General features: G+C 67.4%; 21 protein-coding genes and 2 pseudogenes. 6 read left to right on the top strand and 17 right to left on the bottom strand.

Features of this window, described 5'->3' with window-relative positions; genetic code table 11:
* Positions 1 to 190: 190 nt before the first annotated feature.
* From CFB47_RS09525 to CFB47_RS09470, 12 genes are all read right to left on the bottom strand, one after another.
* On the bottom strand, positions 191 to 1,957 hold the full coding sequence (locus CFB47_RS09525; protein WP_089461400.1) for a methyl-accepting chemotaxis protein: 1,767 nt from the start codon (positions 1,955 to 1,957) through the stop codon (positions 191 to 193).
* A 278-nt stretch (positions 1,958 to 2,235) separates the two neighbouring features.
* Entirely contained in the window at positions 2,236 to 3,165 is a 930-nt protein-coding gene (gene rbsK, locus CFB47_RS09520; RefSeq protein ID WP_089461008.1) for a ribokinase, read from the bottom strand.
* Complete coding sequence (locus tag CFB47_RS09515) at positions 3,162 to 4,193, bottom strand: LacI family DNA-binding transcriptional regulator (RefSeq protein WP_011351902.1); 1,032 nt, start codon at positions 4,191 to 4,193, stop codon at positions 3,162 to 3,164. The genes rbsK and CFB47_RS09515 overlap by 4 nt, the downstream gene beginning before the upstream one ends.
* Positions 4,194 to 4,228: 35 nt before the next feature.
* Entirely contained in the window at positions 4,229 to 5,248 is a 1,020-nt protein-coding gene (locus tag CFB47_RS09510; protein ID WP_046545645.1) for an ABC transporter permease, read from the bottom strand.
* Positions 5,245 to 6,858: a sugar ABC transporter ATP-binding protein gene (locus CFB47_RS09505; RefSeq protein WP_089461007.1), complete on the bottom strand. Its 1,614-nt coding sequence runs from the start codon at positions 6,856 to 6,858 to the stop codon at positions 5,245 to 5,247. Before CFB47_RS09505 ends, CFB47_RS09510 begins: the two co-directional genes overlap by 4 nt.
* 145 nt (positions 6,859 to 7,003) lie before the next feature.
* Positions 7,004 to 7,954 (bottom strand): sugar ABC transporter substrate-binding protein, encoded by a 951-nt coding sequence (locus CFB47_RS09500; RefSeq protein ID WP_089461006.1) that lies wholly within the window; start codon positions 7,952 to 7,954, stop codon positions 7,004 to 7,006.
* A 275-nt stretch (positions 7,955 to 8,229) separates the two neighbouring features.
* The gene (locus CFB47_RS09495) at positions 8,230 to 8,436 is read right to left on the bottom strand and encodes a DUF805 domain-containing protein (RefSeq protein WP_089461005.1); all 207 of its coding nucleotides are present in this window, start codon (positions 8,434 to 8,436) and stop codon (positions 8,230 to 8,232) included.
* A 675-nt stretch (positions 8,437 to 9,111) separates the two neighbouring features.
* Positions 9,112 to 10,038 carry a CysB family HTH-type transcriptional regulator gene (locus CFB47_RS09490; RefSeq protein ID WP_006484201.1) on the bottom strand — a complete coding sequence of 309 codons (927 nt, stop codon included), beginning with the start codon at positions 10,036 to 10,038 and terminating at the stop codon, positions 9,112 to 9,114.
* 75 nt (positions 10,039 to 10,113) lie between these two features.
* The gene (locus tag CFB47_RS09485; RefSeq protein ID WP_089431032.1) at positions 10,114 to 11,175 is read right to left on the bottom strand and encodes a sulfate/molybdate ABC transporter ATP-binding protein; all 1,062 of its coding nucleotides are present in this window, start codon (positions 11,173 to 11,175) and stop codon (positions 10,114 to 10,116) included.
* A gap of 13 nt (positions 11,176 to 11,188) precedes the next feature.
* Positions 11,189 to 12,133 (bottom strand): sulfate ABC transporter permease subunit CysW, encoded by a 945-nt coding sequence (cysW, locus tag CFB47_RS09480; protein ID WP_089425349.1) that lies wholly within the window; start codon positions 12,131 to 12,133, stop codon positions 11,189 to 11,191.
* Positions 12,130 to 13,023, bottom strand: a complete 894-nt coding sequence (gene cysT / locus CFB47_RS09475; protein WP_089440024.1) for a sulfate ABC transporter permease subunit CysT — start codon at positions 13,021 to 13,023, stop codon at positions 12,130 to 12,132. The genes cysW and cysT overlap by 4 nt, the downstream gene beginning before the upstream one ends.
* A 123-nt stretch (positions 13,024 to 13,146) precedes the next feature.
* Positions 13,147 to 14,184: a sulfate ABC transporter substrate-binding protein gene (locus CFB47_RS09470; protein WP_089440023.1), complete on the bottom strand. Its 1,038-nt coding sequence runs from the start codon at positions 14,182 to 14,184 to the stop codon at positions 13,147 to 13,149.
* A 264-nt stretch (positions 14,185 to 14,448) separates the two neighbouring features.
* On the opposite strand from CFB47_RS09470, the gene lexA reads away from it, so the two are divergent.
* The 3 genes from lexA to CFB47_RS09450 are packed head-to-tail and all read left to right on the top strand — an operon-like array spanning position 14,449 to position 16,194.
* Positions 14,449 to 15,096, top strand: a complete 648-nt coding sequence (gene lexA / locus CFB47_RS09460) for a transcriptional repressor LexA (protein WP_009689103.1) — start codon at positions 14,449 to 14,451, stop codon at positions 15,094 to 15,096.
* Between the two features lie 26 nt (positions 15,097 to 15,122).
* Positions 15,123 to 15,458, top strand: a complete 336-nt coding sequence (locus CFB47_RS09455; protein WP_006476078.1) for a hypothetical protein — start codon at positions 15,123 to 15,125, stop codon at positions 15,456 to 15,458.
* A 28-nt stretch (positions 15,459 to 15,486) separates the two neighbouring features.
* Positions 15,487 to 16,194 carry a DUF2939 domain-containing protein gene (locus tag CFB47_RS09450; RefSeq protein ID WP_089456158.1) on the top strand — a complete coding sequence of 236 codons (708 nt, stop codon included), beginning with the start codon at positions 15,487 to 15,489 and terminating at the stop codon, positions 16,192 to 16,194.
* A 97-nt stretch (positions 16,195 to 16,291) separates the two neighbouring features.
* Here the strand turns inward: CFB47_RS09450 and CFB47_RS09445 are convergent, their stop codons facing one another.
* Positions 16,292 to 16,789 carry a universal stress protein gene (locus tag CFB47_RS09445; RefSeq protein WP_089456157.1) on the bottom strand — a complete coding sequence of 166 codons (498 nt, stop codon included), beginning with the start codon at positions 16,787 to 16,789 and terminating at the stop codon, positions 16,292 to 16,294.
* Positions 16,790 to 17,129: 340 nt separating this feature from the next.
* Between CFB47_RS09445 and nodI the strand changes: the two genes are divergently transcribed.
* Both nodI and CFB47_RS09435 read left to right on the top strand, forming a co-directional pair.
* Positions 17,130 to 18,044 carry a nodulation factor ABC transporter ATP-binding protein NodI gene (gene nodI, locus CFB47_RS09440; protein WP_089456156.1) on the top strand — a complete coding sequence of 305 codons (915 nt, stop codon included), beginning with the start codon at positions 17,130 to 17,132 and terminating at the stop codon, positions 18,042 to 18,044.
* Between the two features lie 6 nt (positions 18,045 to 18,050).
* Positions 18,051 to 18,884 carry an ABC transporter permease gene (locus tag CFB47_RS09435; RefSeq protein WP_089461004.1) on the top strand — a complete coding sequence of 278 codons (834 nt, stop codon included), beginning with the start codon at positions 18,051 to 18,053 and terminating at the stop codon, positions 18,882 to 18,884.
* A 36-nt stretch (positions 18,885 to 18,920) separates the two neighbouring features.
* On the opposite strand, the gene CFB47_RS09430 is transcribed toward CFB47_RS09435, so the two are convergent.
* The 4 genes and pseudogenes from CFB47_RS09430 to CFB47_RS09415 form a co-directional block, all read right to left on the bottom strand.
* Complete coding sequence (locus tag CFB47_RS09430) at positions 18,921 to 19,343, bottom strand: hypothetical protein (RefSeq protein WP_021157006.1); 423 nt, start codon at positions 19,341 to 19,343, stop codon at positions 18,921 to 18,923.
* A gap of 101 nt (positions 19,344 to 19,444) precedes the next feature.
* The gene (locus CFB47_RS09425; RefSeq protein WP_089456154.1) at positions 19,445 to 20,503 is read right to left on the bottom strand and encodes a permease; all 1,059 of its coding nucleotides are present in this window, start codon (positions 20,501 to 20,503) and stop codon (positions 19,445 to 19,447) included.
* Positions 20,500 to 21,627 (bottom strand): tRNA 2-selenouridine(34) synthase MnmH, encoded by a 1,128-nt coding sequence (gene mnmH, locus CFB47_RS09420; RefSeq protein ID WP_089461003.1) that lies wholly within the window; start codon positions 21,625 to 21,627, stop codon positions 20,500 to 20,502. The genes CFB47_RS09425 and mnmH overlap by 4 nt, the downstream gene beginning before the upstream one ends.
* 64 nt (positions 21,628 to 21,691) lie before the next feature.
* A pseudogene (locus CFB47_RS09415) lies at positions 21,692 to 22,288 on the bottom strand (LysR substrate-binding domain-containing protein); the annotation flags it as partial.
* On the opposite strand from CFB47_RS09415, the pseudogene CFB47_RS09410 reads away from it, so the two are divergent.
* Positions 22,283 to 23,086, top strand: a pseudogene (locus CFB47_RS09410) (peptidase dimerization domain-containing protein); the annotation flags it as partial. The pseudogenes CFB47_RS09415 and CFB47_RS09410 sit on opposite strands and share 6 nt — an antisense overlap.
* Positions 23,087 to 23,117 lie beyond the last annotated feature (31 nt).

The raw sequence follows: 23,117 nt of genomic DNA, 5'->3' as shown, positions 1-23,117 counted from the left end.
CGGATGCGGGAACATGACGCACCACCTGTGCACGCATCCTTCGACGCATGTTTCACCCTGCATGCGACGCGGCACGATCGTCGTTCATGCCCGTCGCCTGTCACATTATTTCCGTCGCGGAAACGACGACGCCCGCATGTCGCGGGCGTCGTTCGTCACCAAATGGGGATAGATGCGCGATGCGCGCGAATCAGAAGGTTTCCCAATCGTCCGCGCCGGCGGTAGCGGCCGCTTGCGCGGGCGCCGCTGGAGCAGCGACGGGCTTGCGTGCCGGCGCCGCTGCGGCGACGCGTTTCGGTGGTGCGTCGCGCTCGTCGCGCACGGCAGCCTGGACGGGTACCGCGACCGTTGCCGCGGCCGCACGCGGCGCGTGACGCACGGCCACCGGTGTCGAGACACCCGGGCGTGCGTCGTCTTCATTGAGCTGGAAGACCGCTGCCGTTTCACGCAGGCGCCCGGCCTGTTCGTCGAGCGATTGTGCGGCAGCCGCGGCTTCCTCGACGAGCGCCGCATTCTGCTGCGTGACCTCGTCCATCTGCGCGACCGCGCGCGCCACCTGGTCGATCCCGCCGCTCTGCTCCTCGGAGGCCGCCGCGATCTCGCCCATGATGTCCGTCACGCGCTGCACCGCACCGATCACGTCGCTCATCGTGCGCCCTGCTTCGTCGACCAGCGTGGAACCCGAGCGAATGCGCTCCACCGACGCGTCGATCAGCACCTTGATCTCCTTGGCCGCGGCCGACGAACGCTGGGCCAGGCTGCGCACCTCGCCCGCGACGACCGCGAAACCGCGGCCTTCCTCGCCTGCCCGCGCCGCCTCGACTGCGGCATTCAGCGCAAGAATGTTGGTCTGGAACGCGATTCCTTCAATGATCGCGATGATGTCGGCGATCTTCGCCGAGCTGTCGTTGATCTCGCCCATCGTGCCGACCACCTGGCCGACCACCGTATTACCCTTGTTTGCAATCTCCGACGCGTTCGCGGCCAGCGAACTCGCCTGGCGTGCATTGTCCGCGTTCTGTTTCACAGTGCCGGTCAGCTGCTCCATGCTCGACGCGGTTTCCTGCAGCGCCGCGGCCTGTTCCTCGGTGCGCGACGACAGGTCGATGTTACCGGCCGCAATCTGGCGCGCCGCGGTCGCGATCGACTCGCTGCCGCCGCGCACGGTGCGCACCGTGTCGACGAGCCCGCGCTGCATCTTGCCGAGGCCTTCGAGAAGCTGGCCCATCTCGTCACGGCGATCCACGACGATCGGCCGGCGCAGGTCGCCGGCGGCAATCGCGTCGAAATGCGCGAGCGCGTCGGCAATCGGACGGCCGATCGCGCGGCTCAGCGTCAGCCACGACACGACCGCGGCGGCAAGGCCGGCCACCAGCGCGGCGATCGCCAACACGCGCACCGTGTCGAACGCCGATTCCGCACGGTCGAAACCGGCTTGCGCATCGGTGAACTGGAAGTTGCGCAGCGCCTCGCTCGCCACCGAGAGGTCGTTGTAACTCGCCTGGAGCTGCTTCGCGCCTTCGCCGATCCGGTCGGCCTGATTTGCCGCGATCACGCTCGCGAACGCGTCACACGCGTGCTGCAACGCCTGCCGCTTCGCGGCGACGTCCTGCGCGAGCCGGTCTTCCTCCGGGCCGCGCGGCAACGCGAGGTATTTCTGCCACCACGTGTCGGACTGCGCGCGCATCGCGCGGCTTCGTTCGACGGCCGCCGCCGCGTCGGGTGTGCCGGCCAGCAGCGCCCCACGGTCGAGCGCCAGGCGTTCGCGCGCAGCGTAGATCTCGGCCACCGAAACGTCGACCGCGCTAGGCATCTGGTTCGTGAAAATATCGCGCGTCGTGTCGTTCGCGCGCGTCATGCCGTACACGCCAAGCGCGCCGATCACCCCCAGGAGTACCGCCAGAAACGCCATCGTGAGACCGATGCGCGCACGAATCGTCAGGTTTTTGAACACCATCATCCTTCCTGTGTTGCGTCGTGATGGACGGGACAGCCCGTCGCTTCGAAGCATTGCTTCACTTGGTGCATTTACGACCATGCACCGCACAACTTGATGGTGTTTCCGCTATTTTTTCGAATTATTCGTCTGTTTATTACAAATAGCTAAATGAATAATGCGCGTTTCAGCGTGGGTTTGGAAGCCAAGGGAGGGGCGGCGCTCCGCTGCCGGCGCGCGTCGCAGGTGGGCGGCCGGCCGTCGTTTGCGACGGACCGGCCGCGATGCTTGATCGGGTCCTATTCGGCCAGTTCGGCCAGCGTGGGAATCGACGGCTGCGCGCCCGCTCGCGTGACCGAGAGTGCCGCGGCGCGTTGCGCGAAGCGGATGGCCGTGTCGACGTCCGCGCCGGCCGCGAGCCGCGCGGAAAAGCCGCCGATGAAGGTATCGCCGGCGGCCGTCGTGTCGACGGCCTGCACGGCCGGCGCCGGATAATGCCGCGCCGCGCCATCGGCCGTCAGCGCCAGCACGCCGCGCGCGCCGAGCGTCACCAGCACGTTGCGCGCGCCGCCTGCCTGCAGCACGCGCGCGGCCGCTTCCGCCTCCGCCGGGTCACGCACCGGCAGCGCGGTCAGCGCGGCCGCCTCGACCTCGTTCGGGATCAGGTAGTCGACGAGCGGCAGCCAGCCGTCCGGCAGCGGTGCGACGGCCGGGGCCGGATTGAGCACCACGGTGCGGCCGAGCCGCCGCCCGGCCGACAGCGCCGCGAACACCGCGTCCGGCGGCGTCTCGAGCTGGCAGATCAGCACGTCGGCCGACGCCAGTGCGGCTTCGTGCCGGGCGACCGTCTCGGTCGTAACCTCGCCGTTGCCGCCCGCGACGATCACGATCGCGTTCTGGCTCGCATCGTCGACGACGATCAGCGCGACGCCGGTCGACGCCGATGCGCTCGTCGCGAGCCCCGCACAGTCGATTCCCTCGGCTTCGAGCCCCGCGCGCAGGGCGGCACCGTGCGCATCCGCGCCGACGCAACCGATCATCGCGACCTGCGCGCCGAGCCGGGCGGCCGCAACCGCCTGGTTGCCGCCCTTGCCGCCCGCCGCCTGCGCGAATGCATGACCGGCGAGCGTTTCGCCCGGCAGCGGCAGACGCGGCGCACGCACGACCAGATCCATGTTGAGACTGCCGACCACCGTCACGCGGCCGGCGCCTGCCGCGGGCGCCGTCATGCGCGACCGCCGGAGGCCGGCGGCTCGCGGTAAATCGCCGTCGACTCGCGCAGCACGAGGCGCGGCGACACGACGCGGCGGCGGCTCGGCACGGCGGTCGAGCCGCCGCCGATGCGCTCGATCAGCGTCTGCGCGGCCATTTCGCCGAGCGCGCGCACCGACTGGCCGACCGTCGATAGCGCCGGATACGTGTAACGGGAGAATTCGATATCGTCGAACCCGATGATCGAACAGTCGTCGGGCACGCGCATGCCGCGCTCGGCCGCCGCGCGCAGCGCGCCGACGCCCATCAGGTCGTTGCCCGCGAAGATCGCGCTCGGCCGCACCGATTCGAACAGCCGCGACGCCGCGTGATAACCGCCGAGGCACGAGAAGTCGCTTTCCGCGATCGCGCCCGGCACGATGTCGACCCCGCGCTCGGCCATCGCGCGGATGAAGCCATGCACGCGCATGGCGCTGACCGCCGTGTCGGTCGGCCCCGTGATGCAGCCGATCTTCGCGTGCCCGAGCTCGAGCAGGTGACGCGTCGCCAGGTACGCACCGCGCTCGTGATCGATCTGCACGAGGTCGGCCGCGAGCCCCTCGATGTTGCGGTCGACGACGACGAGCGGCGCGTGGATATCCGCGAGCGTCTGCGCGAGCACCGCATCCTCGCCCGCCGACGCGACGATGAGCCCGTCGATTCGCTTTTCCTGCAGCACGCGCAGGTAGTTGCGCTGCTTGACGGGATCGTCGTCCGAGTTGCAGAAGAACACGCAATAGCCATTGGCCGCGCACTGATCCTCGATCCCGCGCGCAAGCTCGGCGAAGTACGGATTCGTGCTGTTCGGCACGACAAGGCCGATGGTCGCCGTCGCACGCGCCTTCAGCGAGCGCGCCACGGCCGACGGCACGTAATTCAGCTCGCGGATTGCGCCCTCGACCTTCGCACGCACATCCGCGGACACCGGCCGCGAATTGTTCACCACGTGCGAGACGGTCGTAAACGACACGCCCGCCATGGCCGCCACATCCTTGATCGTCGCCATTTCCCGTTTCTCTCTGGTCTGTTCTGTCTGTCTTTTTACCGCACGCGGGTGCGCCGGCTACGATACGTATCGAGCACGACCGCCACCACGATCACCGCGCCGGTGATGATCCGTTTCGTCGGCTCGTTCGCACCGATCTGCGCCAGCCCCGCGGCCAGCACGGAGATGATCAACACGCCAAAGAACGTGCTGATCACCGAGCCGCGCCCGCCCATCAGGCTCGTGCCGCCGATCACGACGGCAGCGATCACCTGCAGTTCGAGGCCGACGCCCGCATTCGGGTCGGCCGCCTCGAGCCGCGAAATCTGGAACAACGACGCCAGCCCTGCGAGGGCGCCCATCAATGCGAATACGAGAATTTTATACGGCCTCGGGTTAACCCCTGCAAGTCGGACCGCTTCTTCGTTCGTGCCGATCCCGACGAGATAGCGTCCGAACACGGTGCGCGTCAGCACGAACTGGGCCGCGATCATCACCGCGACCGCGATCAGGAACGCCGGCGAGATGCCGAGCGCGATCGGGTTCGACAGGAAATCGAACGCGTCGCCGATATAGGCCGTGCGCGAATTCGTCAGCTGGTACGCGAGGCCGCGCGCGGCCTCCAGCACGCCGAGCGACACGATGAACGACGGGATCCGCCAGCCGACCGTGACCGCGCCCGTCAACGCGCCCGTGACGGTCGCGACCGCGATACCGATCAGCGCGGCCGGCAGCGGCCCCCACTGCCATTTCAGCGCGGCGACGCTGACCATCGACGCGGCGAGCGCGAGCACCGAGCCGACCGACAGGTCGATCCCGGCGATGATCAGCACGAAGGTCATCCCGACCGACATCACGACGAGATCGGGAATCTGGTTCGCGATCGTGCTGAACGTATCGTAGGTCAGGAAATGCGAGCTCAGCACCGAAAACAGCGCGATCATCGCGGCGAGCGCACCGGCGAGCCCGAGGTAGTTCGACAGGCCGAGCCGTGTGCCGGACAGCGTGCGCGCACGGCGCCCCGTCACGTCCTGCTGCGCGCCTGCGTCGGTCGGGGTTACGGGAGGCTGGGTCATTGCGGTCGTCCTGTATTCGAAGTGCCGGGAGCGGCGCCTTGCGCGTGCCCCGCGTCCGGATGCTGCGCGCCGCCCGGCGGCGTGTCGCGGCCGAAGCCGGCGAACGCCGCGGCCAGCAGCGCATCCTGGGTCCAGTTGCCGCGCTCGAACACGGCGGTCATGCGCCCGGCCGACATCACGCCGATCCGGTCGCAGATCAGCATCAGCTCGCGCAGGTCGCTCGACACGACGACGAGCGCGCGGCCTTCGCGCGCGAGCGCGCCCATCAACGTGTAGATCTCGAACTTCGCGCCGACGTCGATCCCGCGCGTCGGCTCGTCGAACAGCAGCACGCCCATGTCGCGGGCGAGCCAGCGACCGATCACGACCTTCTGCTGGTTGCCGCCCGACAGCTCGCCGACCGCCTGCGTCGCGCCGTGCGTACGGATCCGCAGCGCGTCGATCTGCTGCTCGGCGAGCGCCGTTTCGCGCGCGCCGTCGACGATCCCGCCGCGCGCGAGCCGGTCGAGCTGGCCGAGCGACACGTTCGCGGTGATCGACTGCGTCAGCAGCAGCCCTTCGCCCTTGCGATCCTCGGTGATCAGCGCGATGCCCTCCTTCACCGCCTCGACGGGCGAACCGATCCGCACCGGCTTCGGCGGCTGGCCGATCGCGATCGTCCCCGCGTCCGGCGCATCCGCGCCGTAGATCAGCCGCAGCAGCTCGGTGCGTCCCGCGCCGATCAACCCCGAGATGCCGAAGATCTCGCCCGCGCGCACCTCGAGCGACACGTCGCGCACCGCCGTCCCGCGGCTGAGGCCCGACACGATAAGCCGCGGCGCGCCGACACGACGCTCGCCGAGATCGATGTGCTCGCCGATCTCGCGCCCGACCATCAGCGTGACGAGCCCGTCGGACGTCGTCGCCGCCATGTCGCCCGCGTGGACGAGCCGGCCGTCGCGCAGCACCGCGACGCGCTCGGCGACCCGCGCGAGTTCCTCGAGCCGGTGCGAGATGTAGACGATCGCGACGCCGCGCGTCTTCAGCCGGTCGATCTGCTCGAACAGCAGCTCGACTTCACGCGCGGTCAGCATCGCGGTCGGTTCGTCGAGAATCAGCACGCGGCAGTCGCCGATCAGGTTGCGCGCGATCTCGACCATCTGCTGGTGGCCGATGCCGAGCGCGCCGACCGGCGTATCGGGATCGACCGCGTCGAGCCCGACCTGCGCCATCGCGGCCCGTGCATCGTCGCGCAGCCGCGCGCGATCGATGATCCCGAAGCGCCGCGGCAGGCGGTTCAGGAACAGGTTTTCGGCAACCGTCAGTGTCGGCAGCAGGTTCAGCTCCTGCATCACCATGCGCACGCCGAGTGCCTCGGCCTGCGTCCGGCTCGCCGGCGCATACGGCGTGCCGCCGAGCTGCATCGTGCCGGCGGTCGGCTCGACGAGGCCGCCGATGATCTTCGACAGCGTGCTCTTGCCGGCGCCGTTCTCGCCCGTCAACGCAAGCGCATGGCCCGCCTCGAGCGTCAGCGTGACGTCGGCGAGCACGGGTTCGGCATAGGTCTTGCCGATGCCGGAGACGGACAGCACGGGAGCGGCTGCGCGGGAGGGTTGGAAAGTCGGGTCCATCACGATCCTGGTTGCGGCCGCGCGCACGCGGCGCGCGGGTGTGACGCTCACAAGTGCATGTGCATGCAGTGGCCGTGATCGCGCTCACCCCGGATAACGGCCGCCGCGCCCGATTCTTGAGGGCGGCGGCCGCATCGGGGCCGCGTCACTTCGTCACGAGATCCACCGGCGTCTCGACGACGCCCGACATGTCGGCCTGCTTGCGATGCTCCGCAATCGCCTTGAGCGCCGTGTCGATACCGAACACGGCCTGCTTCGCCGCGTACTGATCGGCGGTCGCGAGCACGCGGCCGTCCTTCAGCATCGGCTTGATCGCGTTGATGTTGTCGTAGCCGACCACGAGCACCTTGCCCTGCTTGCCTGCCGCGCGCACGGCCGACACGGCGCCGATCGCCATGTTGTCGTTGCCGCACAGCAGCGCCTTCAGGTTCGGGTATTCGTTGAGCATCGCGGCGGCGACCGCATTGCCCTTGTCGATCTCCCATTCGCCGGACTGCACCGACACGACCTTCATCCCGCCCGCCTTCATCGCGTCCTGGAAGCCGGCCGTGCGCTGTTGCGCATTGGTCGTCGTCGACACGCCTTCGATGATGCCGACCTGGTCGCCCGACTTCAGCCGCTTCGCGAGGGTGTCCCCGATCTTGCGCGCGCCCTTGCGGTTGTCCGGGCCGACGAACGGCACGTTCAGGTTCTTCGACTTCAGCACGTCGGGATCGAGCCGGTTGTCGATGTTCACGACGATGACGCCCGCGTCGACCGCCTTCTTCACGACCGGCACGAGCGCCTTCGAATCGGCCGGCGCGAGCACGATCGCGTCGACCTTCGACACGATCATCTGCTCGACGATGCGGATCTGGTTCGCGGTGTCGGTTTCGTCCTTGATGCCGTTGGTGATCAGGTCGAACTGGCCCGCGTTGTGTTTCTGGTATTCCTTCGCGCCCGTTTCCATCGTCAGGAAGAACTCGTTGGCGAGCGACTTCATCACGAGCGCGACCTTCGGCTTGGCCGCCGATTGCGCGTGGACGGCCGGTGCGGCGGCGACCGCGACGGCGGCGAGCGCGGCGGTCAGGAAGCGACGGCGAAAGCGAACATTCATACTCATCTCCTGGCGACTGGCCCCAAGGGCCGGACGATTGTTTGACTGTTGTTTTAATGTGAGCAAACGTTTGCGCCACACTACCCGGGCAATGGCCATCGATGCTGCTGTCGGTACCACGGAATGGAAGCGAGGCAGACGGCCGACTGCCTGGCGCGCTGTCGTTTACGCGCCGCCGCCGGCGGGACGCCGGCGGAGTGAAGGCTATGCTGTACCGATTCGCGTCGGCGTGCAACCTGTCTGATCAATATTTAAGGGTTTATTCGGAGCGCGTGTCACGCCGGGCCCCGCGGCGCCGGTTCGTCTTCATCGGCCGACGGCGGCTCGCCGAAGCGGTTCGCATGCGGCGTGCCGGCGATGAAGCCGTTCATCACGAACAACGCGAGCGCGCCGACGATCGGCACGAACAGCAGCAGCATCCACCATCCCGACTTGTCGATGTCGTGCAGCCGCTTCACACCGACCGCAATCGACGACCACACCGCGACGACCGCGCATCACCAGCGGCGGCAGATCGTCTTCCGGCGCACCGCGGGAACTCGCATCGAAAATCGCGCTGAGCACCGTGGAAACCAGCGCGTAGATCCACCACGGCAGGCGCCCGATCCGGCCTTCGAAGGAAAAGAGAAGCCATTTCAGATTCATTGTTTACCTCTTCGTCACGCGTGTTGCGTGCTGCGCGATAGGTCCGCGGGCATGCCGGAACCGGCGATCCACGTGCGTGGTTTCTTGAAGGCGGACGGCCTGCCGGCGTTGCTTTTTGCACTTCGTTCCGGTGTTGCGCGTTGCGTCGCTGATGCGATCCGGCCGGCAGGATGGCGACCAACAGACGGCCCGAGCGCACGTCACCCGGCATTCACGTGCATTGAATCACATTTGCCGGCCAATGGATCGCTCGATAGGGCAGATGGCCTAACCCGCAACGAGGCGTGCACGCGACGCTCTTGTTCTTGTCGTTGGGTCGACAAGCGAATACATGTCGTTCGCCGCGTGCGGCGAAGAATCGGACGGAAACCGCGATGGCGGTCGATGATACGGTGAGTCGATCGACCCAGGCAGCGGCAAATCGCCTGCCGCTGCCCAATACATGACACAACCCGCGCCGGTATGTCGCGCCATCCGCGCCGAGCGCGCGGATGACGCACGACGCGCTGCCGTCAAACGGCTTCGCGCAACAGCCCCGCGATTTCCGCTTCGTTCAGATGCGGCGCGAACATCTCGATCAGCCGGTACGCATACGCGCGCAGGAACGCACCCTTGCGCAGCCCGACCCGCGTCGTGCTCGCTTCGAACAGATGCTGCGTATCGAGCGCGACGAGCCCCGTGTCGCGCTGCGGATCGTAGGCCATTGCCGCGACCACGCCGATCCCCATGCCGAGCTCGACATAGGTCTTGATCACGTCCGCGTCGATCGCGGTGAGCACGACGTCGGGCACGGCGCCCGCCTGCGTGAACGCCTGGTCGATGTGCGAGCGGCCCGTGAAGTCCTGGTCGTACGTGATGATCGGGTACTCGGCGATTTCCTCGAGCGTCAGGTTCTCGCGGCCGACGAGCGGATGGCCCTTCGGCACGACGACCGTGTGGTGCCACGAATAGCACGGGAACGTGACGATGTCCGGATAGCGGTCGAGCGCCTCGGTCGAGATGCCGAGATCGGCCTCGCCGTTCAGGATCATCTGCGCGATCTGCTGCGGGCTGCCCTGGCGCAGCGCGAGATGCACCTTCGGGAACACGTCGGTGAACTGGCGGATCACCTTCGGCAGCGCGTAGCGCGCCTGCGTGTGCGTCGTTGCGACGACGAGATGGCCGCTGTCCTGGTCGGCGAACTGGCGCGCGACGCGGCGCAGGTTCTCGGCGTCGAGCAGCATCCGCTCGATCAGCTGGTGCACGGCCTTGCCGGGCTCCGTGAGCCCCGTCAGCCGCTTGCCGCGCCGGATGAAGATGTCGACGCCCAGCTCATCCTCGAGATCCTTGATCTGCTTCGACACGCCCGACTGCGACGTGTACAGCACGTTCGCGACTTCCGTCAGGTTCATGTTCTGGCGCACCGCTTCGCGCACGAACCGCAATTGCTGAAAATTCATGGGTATGCCTCTTAGGCTGTCGTTGTTTGATTGTCGATTCCGAGCGTATCCCGCCCCCTGCCCTGCATTTTCTCGTCAACGCGCGGGAAACACACGCACCGCGCGCGGCACCGCCGTCGCACCGTCGCCGACCTGCAGCGACAGCGCCCGCCATGCGTCGCGATCGAGTTCCGCCTCGAGCGCGCCGCCGGCACGCGCCTCGAGCTCCACGCGCACCGAGCCGCCCAGCGGGATCACGCGGCGCACGTCCACCGCGATGCCGTCGCGGTGCCCTGCTTCGCCAACCGGCCACAGCTGCAGGTCGTGCGGGCGCACATAGGCATTCGCGGGGCCGGCGAAATCGGCGTCGACCTCGATCGGCGCGGCCGCCCCCTCGGCGACGAAGCCACGCCCGGCGACCGTGCCCGGCAGCCGGTTCGCGGCGCCGAGGAATTCGTAGACGAATGCGCTCTGCGGATGATCGTAGACGTCCTGCGGGCTGCCGACCTGCTCGACGTGGCCGCGGTTCAGCACGACGATGCGATCGGCGACTTCCAGCGCCTCCTCCTGGTCGTGCGTGACGAAGATCGTCGAGATGTGCAGGTCGTCGTGCAGACGACGCAGCCAGCCGCGCAGCTCCTTGCGGACCTTCGCGTCGAGCGCGCCGAACGGCTCGTCGAGCAGCAGCACCTTCGGCTCGACCGCGAGCGCGCGGGCGAGCGCGATGCGCTGGCGCTGGCCGCCCGACAGCTCGGACGGATAGCGCTGCGCGAGCCAGTCGAGCTGCACGAGCTTCAGCAGTTCGTGCACCTTCTCGCGGATCGCGGCTTCCGACGGCCGCTCGCGGCGCGGCTTCACGCGCAGCCCGAACGCGACGTTCTCGAACACGGTCATGTGGCGGAACAGCGCGTAGTGCTGGAACACGAAGCCGACCTGGCGGTCGCGTGCGCCGACCGATGCCACGTCGAGCCCCTGCAGCACGACCTGGCCCGCATCCGCGTGCTCGAGGCCCGCGATCACGCGCAGCAGCGTGGTCTTGCCGCAGCCGGACGGCCCGAGCAGCGCGACCAGCTCGCCGGGCGGGAAGTCGAGCGATACGTTGTCGAGCGCCGTGAAATCGCCGAAGCGCTTCTGAAGGTTACGGACGGTGATACCCATTCTGGTTGCCTCTTTACGATTTCGACGAAACGGCGCCGACGGGGCCGGCATGTGCGGGAACGGCGTCGTGCGCGTCGGCCAGTTCGGCCGCAAGATGACGCTCGGCGATCAGCTTCAGCGCGAGCGTGACGAGCGCGAGCAGCGCCAGCACCGACGCCACCGCGAACGCCGCCGCGAAGTTGTATTCGTTGTACAGGATCTCCACGTGCAGCGGCATCGTGTCGGTCACGCCACGGATGTGGCCGGACACGACCGACACCGCGCCGAACTCGCCCATCGCGCGCGCATTGCACAGGATCACGCCGTACAGCAGGCCCCACCTCACGTTCGGCAGCGTCACGCGGCGGAAGATCTGCCAGCCCGACGCGCCGAGCACGCGCGCGGCTTCTTCCTCGTCGGTGCCTTGCGCCTGCATCAGCGGAATCAGCTCGCGCGCGACGAACGGGAACGTGACGAAGATCGTCGCGAGCACGATGCCCGGCACCGCGAAGATGATCTGCACATCGTGATCCTGCAGCCACGGCCCGAACCAGCCCTGCGCGCCGAACAGCAGCACGTACACGAGGCCCGAGATCACCGGCGACACCGAGAACGGCAGGTCGATCAGCGTCGTCAGCAGCGCCTTGCCGCGGAATTCGAACTTCGCGATCGCCCACGATGCGCACACGCCGAACACGAGGTTCAGCGGCACCGCGATCACGGCGACGGTCAGTGTCAGCTTGATCGCCGACCACGCATCGGGATCGGCCAGCGATTCGAAATAGAAGCCGACGCCCTTGCGCAGCGCCTCGACGAACACCGCGGCGAGCGGCACGACGAGGAAAAACGCGAGGAACGCCAGCGCGATGCCCGTGAGCAGCCAGCGCACGACGCGCGACTCGCTGACGGGGTCGAGCCGCTTCGTGGCGCGCGCGGCCGGCGACGGGGTTTTCAGCACGACGGTGGCCTCCTGGCTCATTGCTGGCCTCCTGCTGCGGCGGCGGTGACGGCGGCGGGCGCCGGACCGCTCGCGCCCTTGCTCGTACGGCGCTGCAGATACCACTGCAGCGTGTTGATCAGCAGCAGCATCAGGAACGACACGACCAGCATCACGACCGCCAGCGCGGTCGCGCCCGCGTAGTCGTACTGCTCGAGCTTCGTGATGATGAGCAGCGACGTGATCTCGGATTTCATCGGCACGTTGCCGGCGATGAAGATCACCGAGCCGTATTCGCCGAGCGCGCGTGCGAACGCGAGCGCGAAACCGGTGAGAAGCGCCGGCAGCACGGCCGGCAGCACGACGCGGCGGAACGTCAGCCAGCGCGACGCGCCGAGGCACGCGGCGGCCTCTTCCTGCTCGCGCTCGAAATCCTCGAGCACCGGCTGCACCGTGCGCACGACGAACGGCAGCCCGATGAAGGTCAGCGCGACCAGCACGCCGGCCGGCGTGAACGCGATCTTGATGCCGAGCGGCGCGAGATACTGGCCGACCCAGCCGTTGGTCGCGTAAACGGCCGCGAGCGAAATGCCGGCGACCGACGTCGGGAGGGCAAACGGCAAGTCGACGACCGCATCGACGAGGCGCTTGAACGGGAACGTGTAGCGCACCAGAACCCACGCGACGAGAAAGCCGAACACGGCGTTGATCAGCGCACCGCCGAGCGCGGCCGAGAACGTCAGCCGGTACGACGCGAGCACGCGCGGCGACGTGACGGCGGTGACGAACTGGTCCCACGACAGCGTCGCGGTCTTCAGGAACGTGGCGGCGAGCGGTATCAGCACCACGAGGCTCAAATAGGCCACCGTGATGCCTAGCGTCACGCCGAAACCGGGCAGCGCGCTCGGCTTGCGAAAGGTGTACGTCGTCATCGGATGCTCTTGCTGGGTCGATGCTGCTCATGGGTCCGACGCAAACGCCGGCGCAGTGAATCGCGCCGGCGGCCCCGTCGGGGATGCGGCGCGCTATCGTGGCGCGCCGCCGTTGTTATGGCGTTACTGCGGCTTGTAGATCGAATCGAACACGCCGCCGTCCGCGAAATGCGTCTTCTGCGCATTCGTCCAGCCGCCGAAGGTATCGTCGACCGTGTACAGCTTCAGCTTCGGGAACTGCTTCGTCAGCTCCGCCGGCACGTTCTTCGAACGCGGCCGGTAGTAGTTGCGTGCCGCGATCTCCTGGCCCTGCGGGCTGTACAGGAAGTTCAGGTACGCCTCGGCCAGCTTGCGCGTGCCCTTCTTGTCGACCACCTTGTCGACCACCGCGACGGGCGGCTCGGCCAAGATGCTCACCGACGGCACGACGATCTCGAACTTGTCGGTGCCGAATTCCTTGACCGACAGGAATGCCTCGTTTTCCCATGCGATCAGCACGTCGCCGATCCCGCGCTGCACGAAGCTCGTCGTCGCGCCGCGCGCGCCCGAATCGAGCACGCCGGCGTTCTTGTAGAGCTTCGTGATGAATTCCTTCGCCGTCTGCTCGTTGCCGCCCGGCTTGTGCAGCGCGTACGCCCACGCGGCCAGGTAGTTCCAGCGCGCGCCGCCCGACGTCTTCGGGTTCGGCGTGACGATCGAGATGCCCGGCTTGGTCAGGTCGTCCCAGTCCTTGATCCCCTTCGGATTGCCCTTGCGCACCAGGAACACGATCGTCGACGTGTACGGCGACGCGTTGTCGGGCAGACGCTTCTGCCAGTCCTTGTTGACGAGCCCCTTGTTCGCGAGCGCATCGATGTCGTACGCGAGCGCCAGCGTGACGACGTCGGCCTGCAGGCCGTCGAGCACCGAGCGCGCCTGCGCGCCCGAGCCGCCGTGCGACTGCTTGAAGTTGACGGTCTCGCCCGTCTTCGCCTTCCACTCCTTGCCAAACGCCTGGTTGAAGTCCTGATACAGCTCGCGCGTCGGGTCGTACGACACGTTCAGGAAGGTCGTATCGGCCTGTGCGTGCGTCGCGACGCCCAGCGCCGCCGCCGCGCCCAGCGCGAGTGTTGCGATCAGGCGGCCCACTCCGCCCACCAGCCCCGTATTGCGCTTGCCCATCCTTGGTTCTCCAGTGTTGTCGGTATTGCGATGTCGGGCCAGTCTAACGAACGGGTTACATGATTAAAAATAATCGTTCCTTATTTTTTAATACTCAAAAGTGCTAACGCAGACGGGATGGACGGTTGTGGCAGATGAACCGCCGTCCGGACGTCGCAAAATCGCGTCGGAACCGGCGTGATCGCGTCGAACCTCACGTAACACTTGAAATTCGCGGACTACTGTATAAAAATACAGCTCACTGTCTATCCATACAGTTGAGCCATGACCAAACTCACCGCCCGTCAGCAGCAAGTGTTCGACTTGATCCGTCGCGCGATCGAGCGCTCCGGATTCCCGCCCACCCGTGCCGAGATCGCGGCCGAACTGGGCTTCAGCTCGCCGAATGCGGCCGAGGAGCACCTGCGCGCACTGGCGCGCAAGGGTGTGATCGAGCTGGCCGCCGGCGCGTCGCGCGGCATCCGCCTGCTCGGCATCGACGATGCCCCGCACCAGTTCACGCTGCCGCACGCCGGCCTGATGCAACTGTCGCTGCCGCTCGTCGGCCGCGTCGCGGCCGGTAGCCCGATCCTTGCGCAGGAGCACATCTCGCAGCATTACGCGTGCGATCCCGCGCTGTTCTCCAGCAAACCCGACTACCTGCTGAAAGTGCGCGGCCTGTCGATGCGCGACGCCGGCATCCTCGACGGCGACCTCCTCGCCGTGCAGAAGCGCACGGAAGCAAAGGACGGCCAGATCATCGTCGCGCGTCTCGGCGACGACGTCACGGTCAAGCGCCTGATGCGCCGGCCGGGCGGTCTCGAGCTGATCGCGGAGAACCCGGATTACGAAAACATCTTCGTCAAGGCCGGCAGCGCGGAATTCGCGCTGGAAGGCATCGCCGTCGGGCTGATTCGCTCGGGCGAACTCTGACATTCCGTCTCGCTGAGGAGAACATCATGGAACGCCTTGCCCGTCTGCTGCCTTTCCGTCAATTCGGCCGCCTGCGTCACCTGCGCGGCCGCACGCCCTGCGCTCCGCTGTCCGCAGCGGCGCCTGTGCAAGAAGAAGTCGCAGTCGAACGGCAGGCGTCCCTGCTGCCGTCGGCGCTCCCCGCTTTCGCGCGGGTATCGCTGAACGCCGGCCTGAATCACGCCGAACCCGCGCGCCGTGCACCGGTGCGCGTTTATCACGGGCGGTCGCGCCTGATCATGGTCGGCACGATCGATGCCGTGTGCCGGATGATCGATCGCTGCATTGCAGAGGAACGATCGGCCACGCCAGGCGGTCTCTGATTGCGGACATCCCCGCACCGGAGGCAACGTGACCGGATCTTCGGGCCGCGCATGGCGGCTCAAGCCCCTTCTGATCGTCGTGCTGGCCGTCGCCATCGTCGTGGCCATCGGCTATGCCTACGCGTCGCCGTACGTCGCCCTCGGTCGCCTGAAATCGGCGATCGATGCGCGCGATGCGCAGGCCATCAGTGAATATGTCGATTTCCCGTCGCTGCGCATCAGCCTGAAGCAGCAGGTCACTGAAGAGTTGATGCGCCGGATCGACGCGGTGAAGAAGAACAATCCGTTCGCGGTGCTCGGTGCGCTGATCGGATCCGCACTGATCGGCCCGCTGGTCGATGCGTACGCGACCCCGGAAGGCGTGGCCGCACTGATGAGCGGATTACCACCGCGTGGCAATCCAGGTGAGCGTCCACCCGAATGGTCGAATCTGCCGCCCGGTAGCAATGCGCCGGCGGCACCATCGGCCAATCCGGCTCCTCCCGCGAGCGCAGCCGCTCCGGGTAGCAACGCGGCCGCTACCGCTGCGTCATCGCCATCCGCCGCTGCCGCACCGGCCAGCCCGGTCGATGCAACGCATGCGCCGCACCCGCAGCAAACCAGCGCCGGTTACCGGAATATCGATGAATTCGTCGTGACCTACCAGCGCAGTGCCGACGGCACGCGCTATGCGGCGATATTCCACCGCTTCGGCCTGTTCTCGTGGAAGTTGTCCGCAATCGACCTGCATGCTTGACCGGTCTTGAATGGCCGCGGTCAGCGCGCGCCCGACGGACGTGGCACGACGCCCGACCGGCGCGATCCGCCGGTCAGGCAGTCATCGAATCATTGGATCATTTGCCGTTCGCCGTGGCCGCTTCACGCTCCCGCGCGATTTCTTCCTTCTGCTCCTGCGCCGACGAACACGCCACCAGAATGCTGCAATTCACGCGATCGAGCAGTTGCGTGTTGCCCGACCCCATCCACCATCTGGACAACCCGCTGCGGCACCGATGGCCAACGACGACGAGGTCGACGTTCAGCTCCCTTGCGAGATTCGCGATTTCGTCGATCGGATAGCCGAACGCGAAATGGCCTTCGGCCTGCACGCCGCGCTCGCGCAGCCAGTTCACCCCTTCCTGCAGGATTTCACGCGCGGTTTCCTCGAACCGGCCGCACGCTACGTCGGTCAGCAAACCCGCGCTCTGTGCAATGCTCGAGCGCATGTCGACCACCGACAGCAAATGCGTCTCGGCCTTGAGGTCCATCGCGAGATTGGCGCCGCAACGCAGTGCCTTGCGTCCTTCGAGCGTGCCGTCGTAACACAGCAAAATCTTGTTGTAGCTAGCCATGAAACCTCCCTATCGCAACAACGAGCCTACGCATTCATCATGGTGCGCCGCAATTCAGGACGCAAGGGATGGAAAACGCTGATTCGCCCCGCTCGGCTCGTGCGCGATGATGCAGTGCACGATCGGTGCGTACAGGCATCGCACCGTGCAGGCATGCCCTGAAGAGACGCAGTCGATGCACTAGAATGGCCCGTTCGTACTCCAGCGGGCCATCAGGCGCCGGCGTCGTGCGCTTCGGTCATGCCCGTGTGACACGCAGTCGTCCGATCGGTTCGTCAACCGGCCACGCATCCGGCAACAGCGGAACGCTTCCGCGCCGGCCTACAACGACAACATGCCCATGTCCGTTGCACCGATCGATTTCCGGAACGTCGAAAAGCGCTATGGCGACAAGCTCGTCGTCAACGGCCTGTCCTTCACCGTCCAGGCCGGCGAATGCTACGGCCTGCTCGGGCCGAACGGCGCCGGCAAGACCACCACGCTGAAAATGCTGCTCGGCCTCACGCATCCCGATGCAGGCACCATTTCGCTCTGCGGCGAACCGGTTCCATCGCGTGCGCGGCATGCGCGCCAGCGCGTCGGCGTCGTCCCGCAATTCGACAATCTCGACCCCGACTTCACCGTGCGCGAGAACCTGCTCGTCTTCAGCCGCTACTTCGGCATGTCGGCGCAGGCCGCGCACGCGCTCGTGAAACCGCTGCTCGAATTCGCGAAGCTCGAGAACAAGGCCGATGCGAAGGTCGGCGAGCTGTCGGGCGGCATGAAGCGCCGCCTGACGCTCGCCCGCGCGCTCGTCAACGATCCCGATGTGCTGGTGCTCGACGAGCCGACGACGGGCCTCGACCCGCAGGCGCGTCACCTCATGTGGGAGCGGCTGCGCTCGCTGCTCGCGCGCGGCAAGACGATCCTGATCACCACGCACTTCATGGAAGAAGCCGAGCGCCTGTGCGACCGCCTGTGCGTGATCGAGGAAGGCCGCAAGATCGCCGAAGGCGCGCCGCACGCGCTGATCGAATCGGAGATCGGCTGCGACGTGATCGAGATCTACGGGCCCGATCCGGCCACGCTGCGTGACGAGCTGTCGGCGCTCGCGAAGCGCACCGAGATCAGCGGCGAGACGCTGTTCTGCTACGTGAGCGATCCGGAACCGCTCAGTGCGCGACTCAAGGGGCGCACGGGGTTGCGCTATCTGCATCGCCCGGCCAATCTTGAAGATGTGTTCCTGCGGCTCACGGGCCGCGAAATGCAGGACTGATCGATCATGGACGTCCGCAACTATTCGACCGCCGCACCGTCGGCACCGCCGCGCGTGTCGCGCTTCGCGATCGCGATGCCCGCGAACGCGACCAACTGGATCGCCGTCTGGCGGCGCAACTATCTCGTCTGGCGCAAGCTCGCGCTCGCGTCGATGTTCGGCAATCTTGCCGATCCGATGATCTATCTGTTCGGGCTGGGGTTCGGGCTCGGGCTGATGCTCGGCCATGTCGACGGCGTGTCGTATATCGCGTTCCTCGCGGCCGGCACGGTCGGGTCGAGCGTGATGATGTCCGCGAGCTTCGAGTCGATGTATTCGGGGTTCTCGCGCATGCACGTGCAGCGCACGTGGGAAGCGATCATGCATACGCCGCTCGCGTTGGGCGACATCGTGCTCGGGGAAATTGTCTGGGGAGCCAGCAAGGCGATGCTGTCGGGGGCCGCGATCATGCTCGTCGCGGGGGCGCTCGGCTATGCGCGGTTTCCGTCGATGCTCGCGGCGCTGCCCGTGATCGCGCTCGCGGGCCTCGCGTTTGCCAGCATCGCGATGATCGTCACGGCGCTCGCGCCGTCCTACGATTTCTTCATGTTTTATCAGACGCTCGTGCTGACGCCGATGCTGTTGCTGTCGGGCGTGTTCTTCCCGATCACGCAGTTGCCGCCGATCGCGCAGCATGCGGCGCAGGCGCTGCCGCTCGCGAATGCCGTCGAGTTGATCCGGCCCGCGATGCTCGGCCGGCCGGCAACCGACGTCGCGTTGCATGTCGCGGTGCTTACCGGTTACGCGGTCGGCGGATTCCTGCTGTCCGCGTGGCTGTTCCGGCGGCGGATGATGCGCTGACGGCCGGCGCGCGAGCGCCGGCTGTCAGCGACGACCTTACTCGTCGTCGTCGCTCCACGGGATCTCGACGTCGGTCAGGAACGCGACGGTCGCGAGCGGGCCGCCTTCCTGGCGGCCGAGCTTGCCGTCCGCGCGATGCCATTCGACGCGAAACTGCGTGCCCGGATCGTCGGCCAGCAGATACACCGTGCGCAGTTCTTCCTTGTCGGCTTCGTCCACCGGGCCGTCGAACGACACCAGCATCTTCTGCGGCCACAGGCCGTTGACCGGATCGTAAATGCGGTCGCCTTGCGGAATGTCGATGCTGGCCTCGACGCCGATCGTTGCGGAGGCCTCGATGATCATCGTGCCGAGTGCGTTCAGCACGGCAGTCGCCCGCGCGGAATTGGCCTGGCGGATCGCGAGATCGCCGCGCGTCAGCGCCTTTTCGAGTCGAGGATGGATCTTCGGTTGGGTCATGCGTTTTCCTGTTTGCTTCTTGTAAATGGCGCCGCACGCGTGAAACGGCGGCGCCGGATGAATACGACGATTGCGCCCGTTTGGCGCGCCGCTTGCGCGCGTCAGAACCCGAACGCGACCGCGAGCAGCCCGCTCGCGATCCCGAACACGACGACGAGCGTCGCGACGATCGCCAGCATGTACGGCTTGAACGAACGCGCGAGCATCGCGAGCGACGGCACGCTGATCGGCGGCAACGTCATCAGCAGCGCGGCGGCCGGGCCGACGCCCATGCCGAGCGACAGCATTGCCTGGATGATCGGCACCTCGCCGGCCGTCGGAATCACGAACAGCATGCCCGCGACCGCGAATGCAATGATCCAGCCGAGATGATTGCCGATGTCCGGGCCGATATGCGGGAACAGCCACGCACGCGCGGCGCCGAGCAGCAGCACGAGCACGATGTATTCGGGCACGAGTCGCACGGCCATGCGCGCGAGCAGCTTCATCCAGCGAACGAACGGATTGCCGGCCGCGGCCTGTTCGGCCGCCAGCGCGGCGAGTTGCGCATCGTCGATGCTGCGGTCTTCAGGGCGTGCGATGCGGTTCAGCAGATAGCCGATCCCGAACACCATCGCGATGCCGAGCACGAGGCGCAGCGCACTCCAGTGCCAGCCGAGCACGAAGCCCATGAAGACCAGCGCCGCCGGATTCAGCACCGTGTTGCCGAGCCAGAACGCGACCGCGCCGCCCGGCGATGCATGGCGCGCACGCAGCCCCGCGACGACCGGCGCCGCACAGCACGTGCACATCATGCCGGGCAGCGACAGCAGGCCGCCCGCGGCGACGCTGCCGAAGCCGGTGCGGCCGAGCACACGCGCGACCCAGTGCGCGGGCAGCAGCGCCTGCACGGCCGAACCGAGCAGCAGGCCCAGCACCATCGCCTGCCAGATCGCCTTGCCGTACGCCCACGCGTAGTCGAGCGCGGCCTTCAGCGACGGCTCGGGCGCGGCCGCCGACGTGCCCATCAGGATCGACTGGCCGATCGAATGATGCTCGGCGGCGACGAACGCCTTGTTGTAGTACGGGAACCATTTCACATAGAACAGGCCCGCGACCGCGATCAGCAGGAAGGTCATCCAGCCGAGGGCCGGACTGGGTTGGGTGCGTGTGGTCGTCATCGTGTGGTCGTCGATTGGTTTTGATCAGTTTCGAATGTCGCGCCTGCAGCAAACGCGGCCGATGCGGGTAGCCCGGCCTGTGTAAGCTGGGCCAGCAGCGCGCGCGCCTGCTCGCGCCCATCGGCGGCGTTGGGCCGGAACGTGAACGTCAGCGCCCGGTTCGGCTTGTTGTACGTCGCGCGATAGGTGCGCGCATAGGCGGGATCGTAATGCTTGTCGATCAGCTCGGTGAACAGTTCGGCCCGTGCGTCCGCGTCGATCAGCGCCTTCCAGTGCGTCACCTGCTCACGGCTGTGCAGGCCAATCAGCCGATGGAGCTGCGCCTTGAACGCATCCGGTTCGTCGAACAGGTGCGCGTAATCGTCGAGGAGGAATGCGATGCGCTCGTCGTGCGCCGCGTCGACATGCACCCACGGCCCCGCGTGAAACGCTTCGATCAACGCGATCGGCAATTGCACGAGCCCGATCCTGCGGCTTTCCGATTCGACGAACACCGGCCATTCGGGGTCGAAACGTCCAAGCGTTTCGACGAGCCCGGAATCGAATCCCTTCTGCGCCGGCTGCGGCTTGCCCGGCAGCGCACCAAGCAGCGAACCGCGATGGCACGCGAGCGCCTCGAGATCGAGCGTCTGCGCGCCCACGTCGCGCAGTGCGTTCAGCAGGCGCGTCTTGCCGCAGCCCGTATGGCCGACGAGCGCGATGTAGCGAAAGCGCGTCGGCAGCGAGTCGAGCGTCGCGCATACCGACTGGCGGTACGCTTTGTAGCCGCCGTCGAGCTGGCGCGCCTTCCAGCCGATCAGGTTGAACCAGGTCGTCATCGAGCCCGAGCGCTTGCCGCCGCGCCAGCAGTAGATCAGCGGCCGCCAGTTGCGTGGACGGTCGGCGAAGGTCGTGTCGAGATGGCGCGCGATGTTGCGCGCGACCATGGCCGCGCCGACCCGGGTCGCCTCGTACGGCGACACCTGGCGGTACATCGTCCCGACGAGCACGCGCTCCTCGTTGCTGAGCACGGGTGCGTTCAGCGCGCCGGGAATATGGTCCTCGGCGAACTCGAGCGGCGTGCGCACGTCGATGATCTCGTCGAACTCGCCGGCGCGATCGAGGGTGACAATCAGGTTCTTCAATTTGGCGTCGAACAGGGGCGATGCGGCTCGATGAGCCGCATGGGCACGGAAGGCGGATTGACGATTATCTCACGGGCCGGCCTCTCGGGCCGCGCGCGGCAGTCGGCGGCGCCGACGCGGCCTGCATCGCATCGATCAGATGATCGCGGAACGCGCGAACCGACGCGGGCAGATCGCGCCCCGCCATCGTCTGCACCTGGATGCTGCGCTCGCGCAGCTGCGGGTTCGTCACGGGCACGACGACGAAGCCGTCCTCGGTGCAGCGATCACGCACCGACAGCAGCCCCGTGAACATCACCGCGCCCGTGCGCCGCGCGTAACCGTACATCGCCGCCGTGTTGTTGCTCGTCAGTTCGGGTTCGAGCAGCAGCCCGTCGAGCGCGCACGCGATGTCGATCAGCTGGCGCACCGTCGTGCCGGCCTCGGGCAGCACGTGCGGGTGACGCGCGACATCGGCGAGCGAAACGGCCTCCCGCGTCGCGAGCGGATGGTCGTGCCGCACGAGCGCGAAGATCGGCGCGCGCTCGGAGCGGTCGACGCGCACGCCCTTCTCCGGCGCGAGGCTGAAGCTCAACGCGATGTCCACGTCGCCATCGCGCACACGCCGCGTCGCGTCCGCCGGCGACACCACCCATACGGAGAAGTCGACACCGGGAGCTCGCGTGGTTCGGTCAATTTCAAGCTGAGCCTGCGCGCCCGCGACGGCGCGCATCACTCCGGCAACTGGGGCGGGCTGTTGCGCAATCCGGCGATCGTGCTCGCGCATGCGCTCGCGAGCCTCGTCGACGCGCGTGGCGCGGGGCTGCGTCCGCCGCCGATCCCGGCCGCCATGCGCGATGCGCTCGCCGACCTCTCCGTCGGCGGCGGCCCCGGCGATCCGGCGCTCGACGCCGACTGGGGCGAGCCCGGCCTCACCGCGCCCGAGCGCGTGTTCGGCTGGAACACGTTCGAGATCCTCGCGTTCAAGGCCGGCAACCCCGAGCACCCCGTCAACGCGATCCCGCCCGCCGCGTACGCGCACTGCCAGTTGCGCTTCGTCGTCGGCACCGACTGGGAAGCGCTGCACGCGCATCTGCGCACGCACCTCGATGCGCACGGCTTCGCCGACATCGAGATCGACGTCGAGCGCGGCGCACCGGCGACACGCGTGCCGCCGGACGATCCGTGGGTGCGCTGGGCCGTCGCGTCGCTCGCGCGAACCACCGGCAAGAAGCCCGCGATCCTGCCGAACCTCGGCGGCACGCTGCCGAACGAAGTGTTCGCCGACACGCTCGGGCTGCCGACGCTGTGGGTGCCGCACTCGTACCCGGCGTGCTCGCAGCACGCACCGGACGAGCACCTGCTCGCGAGCGTCGTCAGCGAGGGGTTGCAGATGATGGCCGGCCTCTTCTGGGATCTCGGCGACGACGCGCCGATCGCTCGCCGCACGGCGCCCGCCGCGGCCGGCGCCGCCCTGTAACGCGCTTCGCCCTTCTCACGGGACGTGCAAA

Origin of the sequence: Burkholderia sp. AU27893, from assembly GCF_002223205.1 — a bacterium.
Lineage (GTDB): Bacteria > Pseudomonadota > Gammaproteobacteria > Burkholderiales > Burkholderiaceae > Burkholderia.
This window is presented reverse-complemented; position numbering and strand designations above follow the sequence as displayed.

Excerpts from the sequence above, each read along its gene's own strand:
- CFB47_RS09455 (WP_006476078.1), top strand. The coding sequence starts at position 15,123 with ATGGAACGCCTTGCCCGTCTGCTGCCTTTCCGTCAATTCGGCCGCCTG.
- CFB47_RS09525 (WP_089461400.1), bottom strand. The coding sequence starts at position 1,957 with ATGGTGTTCAAAAACCTGACGATTCGTGCGCGCATCGGTCTCACGATG.
- CFB47_RS09505 (WP_089461007.1), bottom strand. The coding sequence starts at position 6,858 with ATGGACCCGACTTTCCAACCCTCCCGCGCAGCCGCTCCCGTGCTGTCC.
- CFB47_RS09445 (WP_089456157.1), bottom strand. The coding sequence starts at position 16,789 with ATGGCTAGCTACAACAAGATTTTGCTGTGTTACGACGGCACGCTCGAA.
- CFB47_RS09470 (WP_089440023.1), bottom strand. The coding sequence starts at position 14,184 with ATGGGCAAGCGCAATACGGGGCTGGTGGGCGGAGTGGGCCGCCTGATC.
- CFB47_RS09425 (WP_089456154.1), bottom strand. The coding sequence starts at position 20,503 with ATGACGACCACACGCACCCAACCCAGTCCGGCCCTCGGCTGGATGACC.
- CFB47_RS09435 (WP_089461004.1), top strand. The coding sequence starts at position 18,051 with ATGGACGTCCGCAACTATTCGACCGCCGCACCGTCGGCACCGCCGCGC.
- CFB47_RS09515 (WP_011351902.1), bottom strand. The coding sequence starts at position 4,193 with ATGGCGACGATCAAGGATGTGGCGGCCATGGCGGGCGTGTCGTTTACG.
- cysT (WP_089440024.1), bottom strand. The coding sequence starts at position 13,023 with ATGACGACGTACACCTTTCGCAAGCCGAGCGCGCTGCCCGGTTTCGGC.
- rbsK (WP_089461008.1), bottom strand. The coding sequence starts at position 3,165 with ATGACGGCGCCCGCGGCAGGCGCCGGCCGCGTGACGGTGGTCGGCAGT.
- lexA (WP_009689103.1), top strand. The coding sequence starts at position 14,449 with ATGACCAAACTCACCGCCCGTCAGCAGCAAGTGTTCGACTTGATCCGT.
- CFB47_RS09485 (WP_089431032.1), bottom strand. The coding sequence starts at position 11,175 with ATGGGTATCACCGTCCGTAACCTTCAGAAGCGCTTCGGCGATTTCACG.
- CFB47_RS09430 (WP_021157006.1), bottom strand. The coding sequence starts at position 19,343 with ATGACCCAACCGAAGATCCATCCTCGACTCGAAAAGGCGCTGACGCGC.
- CFB47_RS09500 (WP_089461006.1), bottom strand. The coding sequence starts at position 7,954 with ATGAATGTTCGCTTTCGCCGTCGCTTCCTGACCGCCGCGCTCGCCGCC.
- nodI (WP_089456156.1), top strand. The coding sequence starts at position 17,130 with ATGTCCGTTGCACCGATCGATTTCCGGAACGTCGAAAAGCGCTATGGC.
- CFB47_RS09510 (WP_046545645.1), bottom strand. The coding sequence starts at position 5,248 with ATGACCCAGCCTCCCGTAACCCCGACCGACGCAGGCGCGCAGCAGGAC.
- CFB47_RS09490 (WP_006484201.1), bottom strand. The coding sequence starts at position 10,038 with ATGAATTTTCAGCAATTGCGGTTCGTGCGCGAAGCGGTGCGCCAGAAC.
- cysW (WP_089425349.1), bottom strand. The coding sequence starts at position 12,133 with ATGAGCCAGGAGGCCACCGTCGTGCTGAAAACCCCGTCGCCGGCCGCG.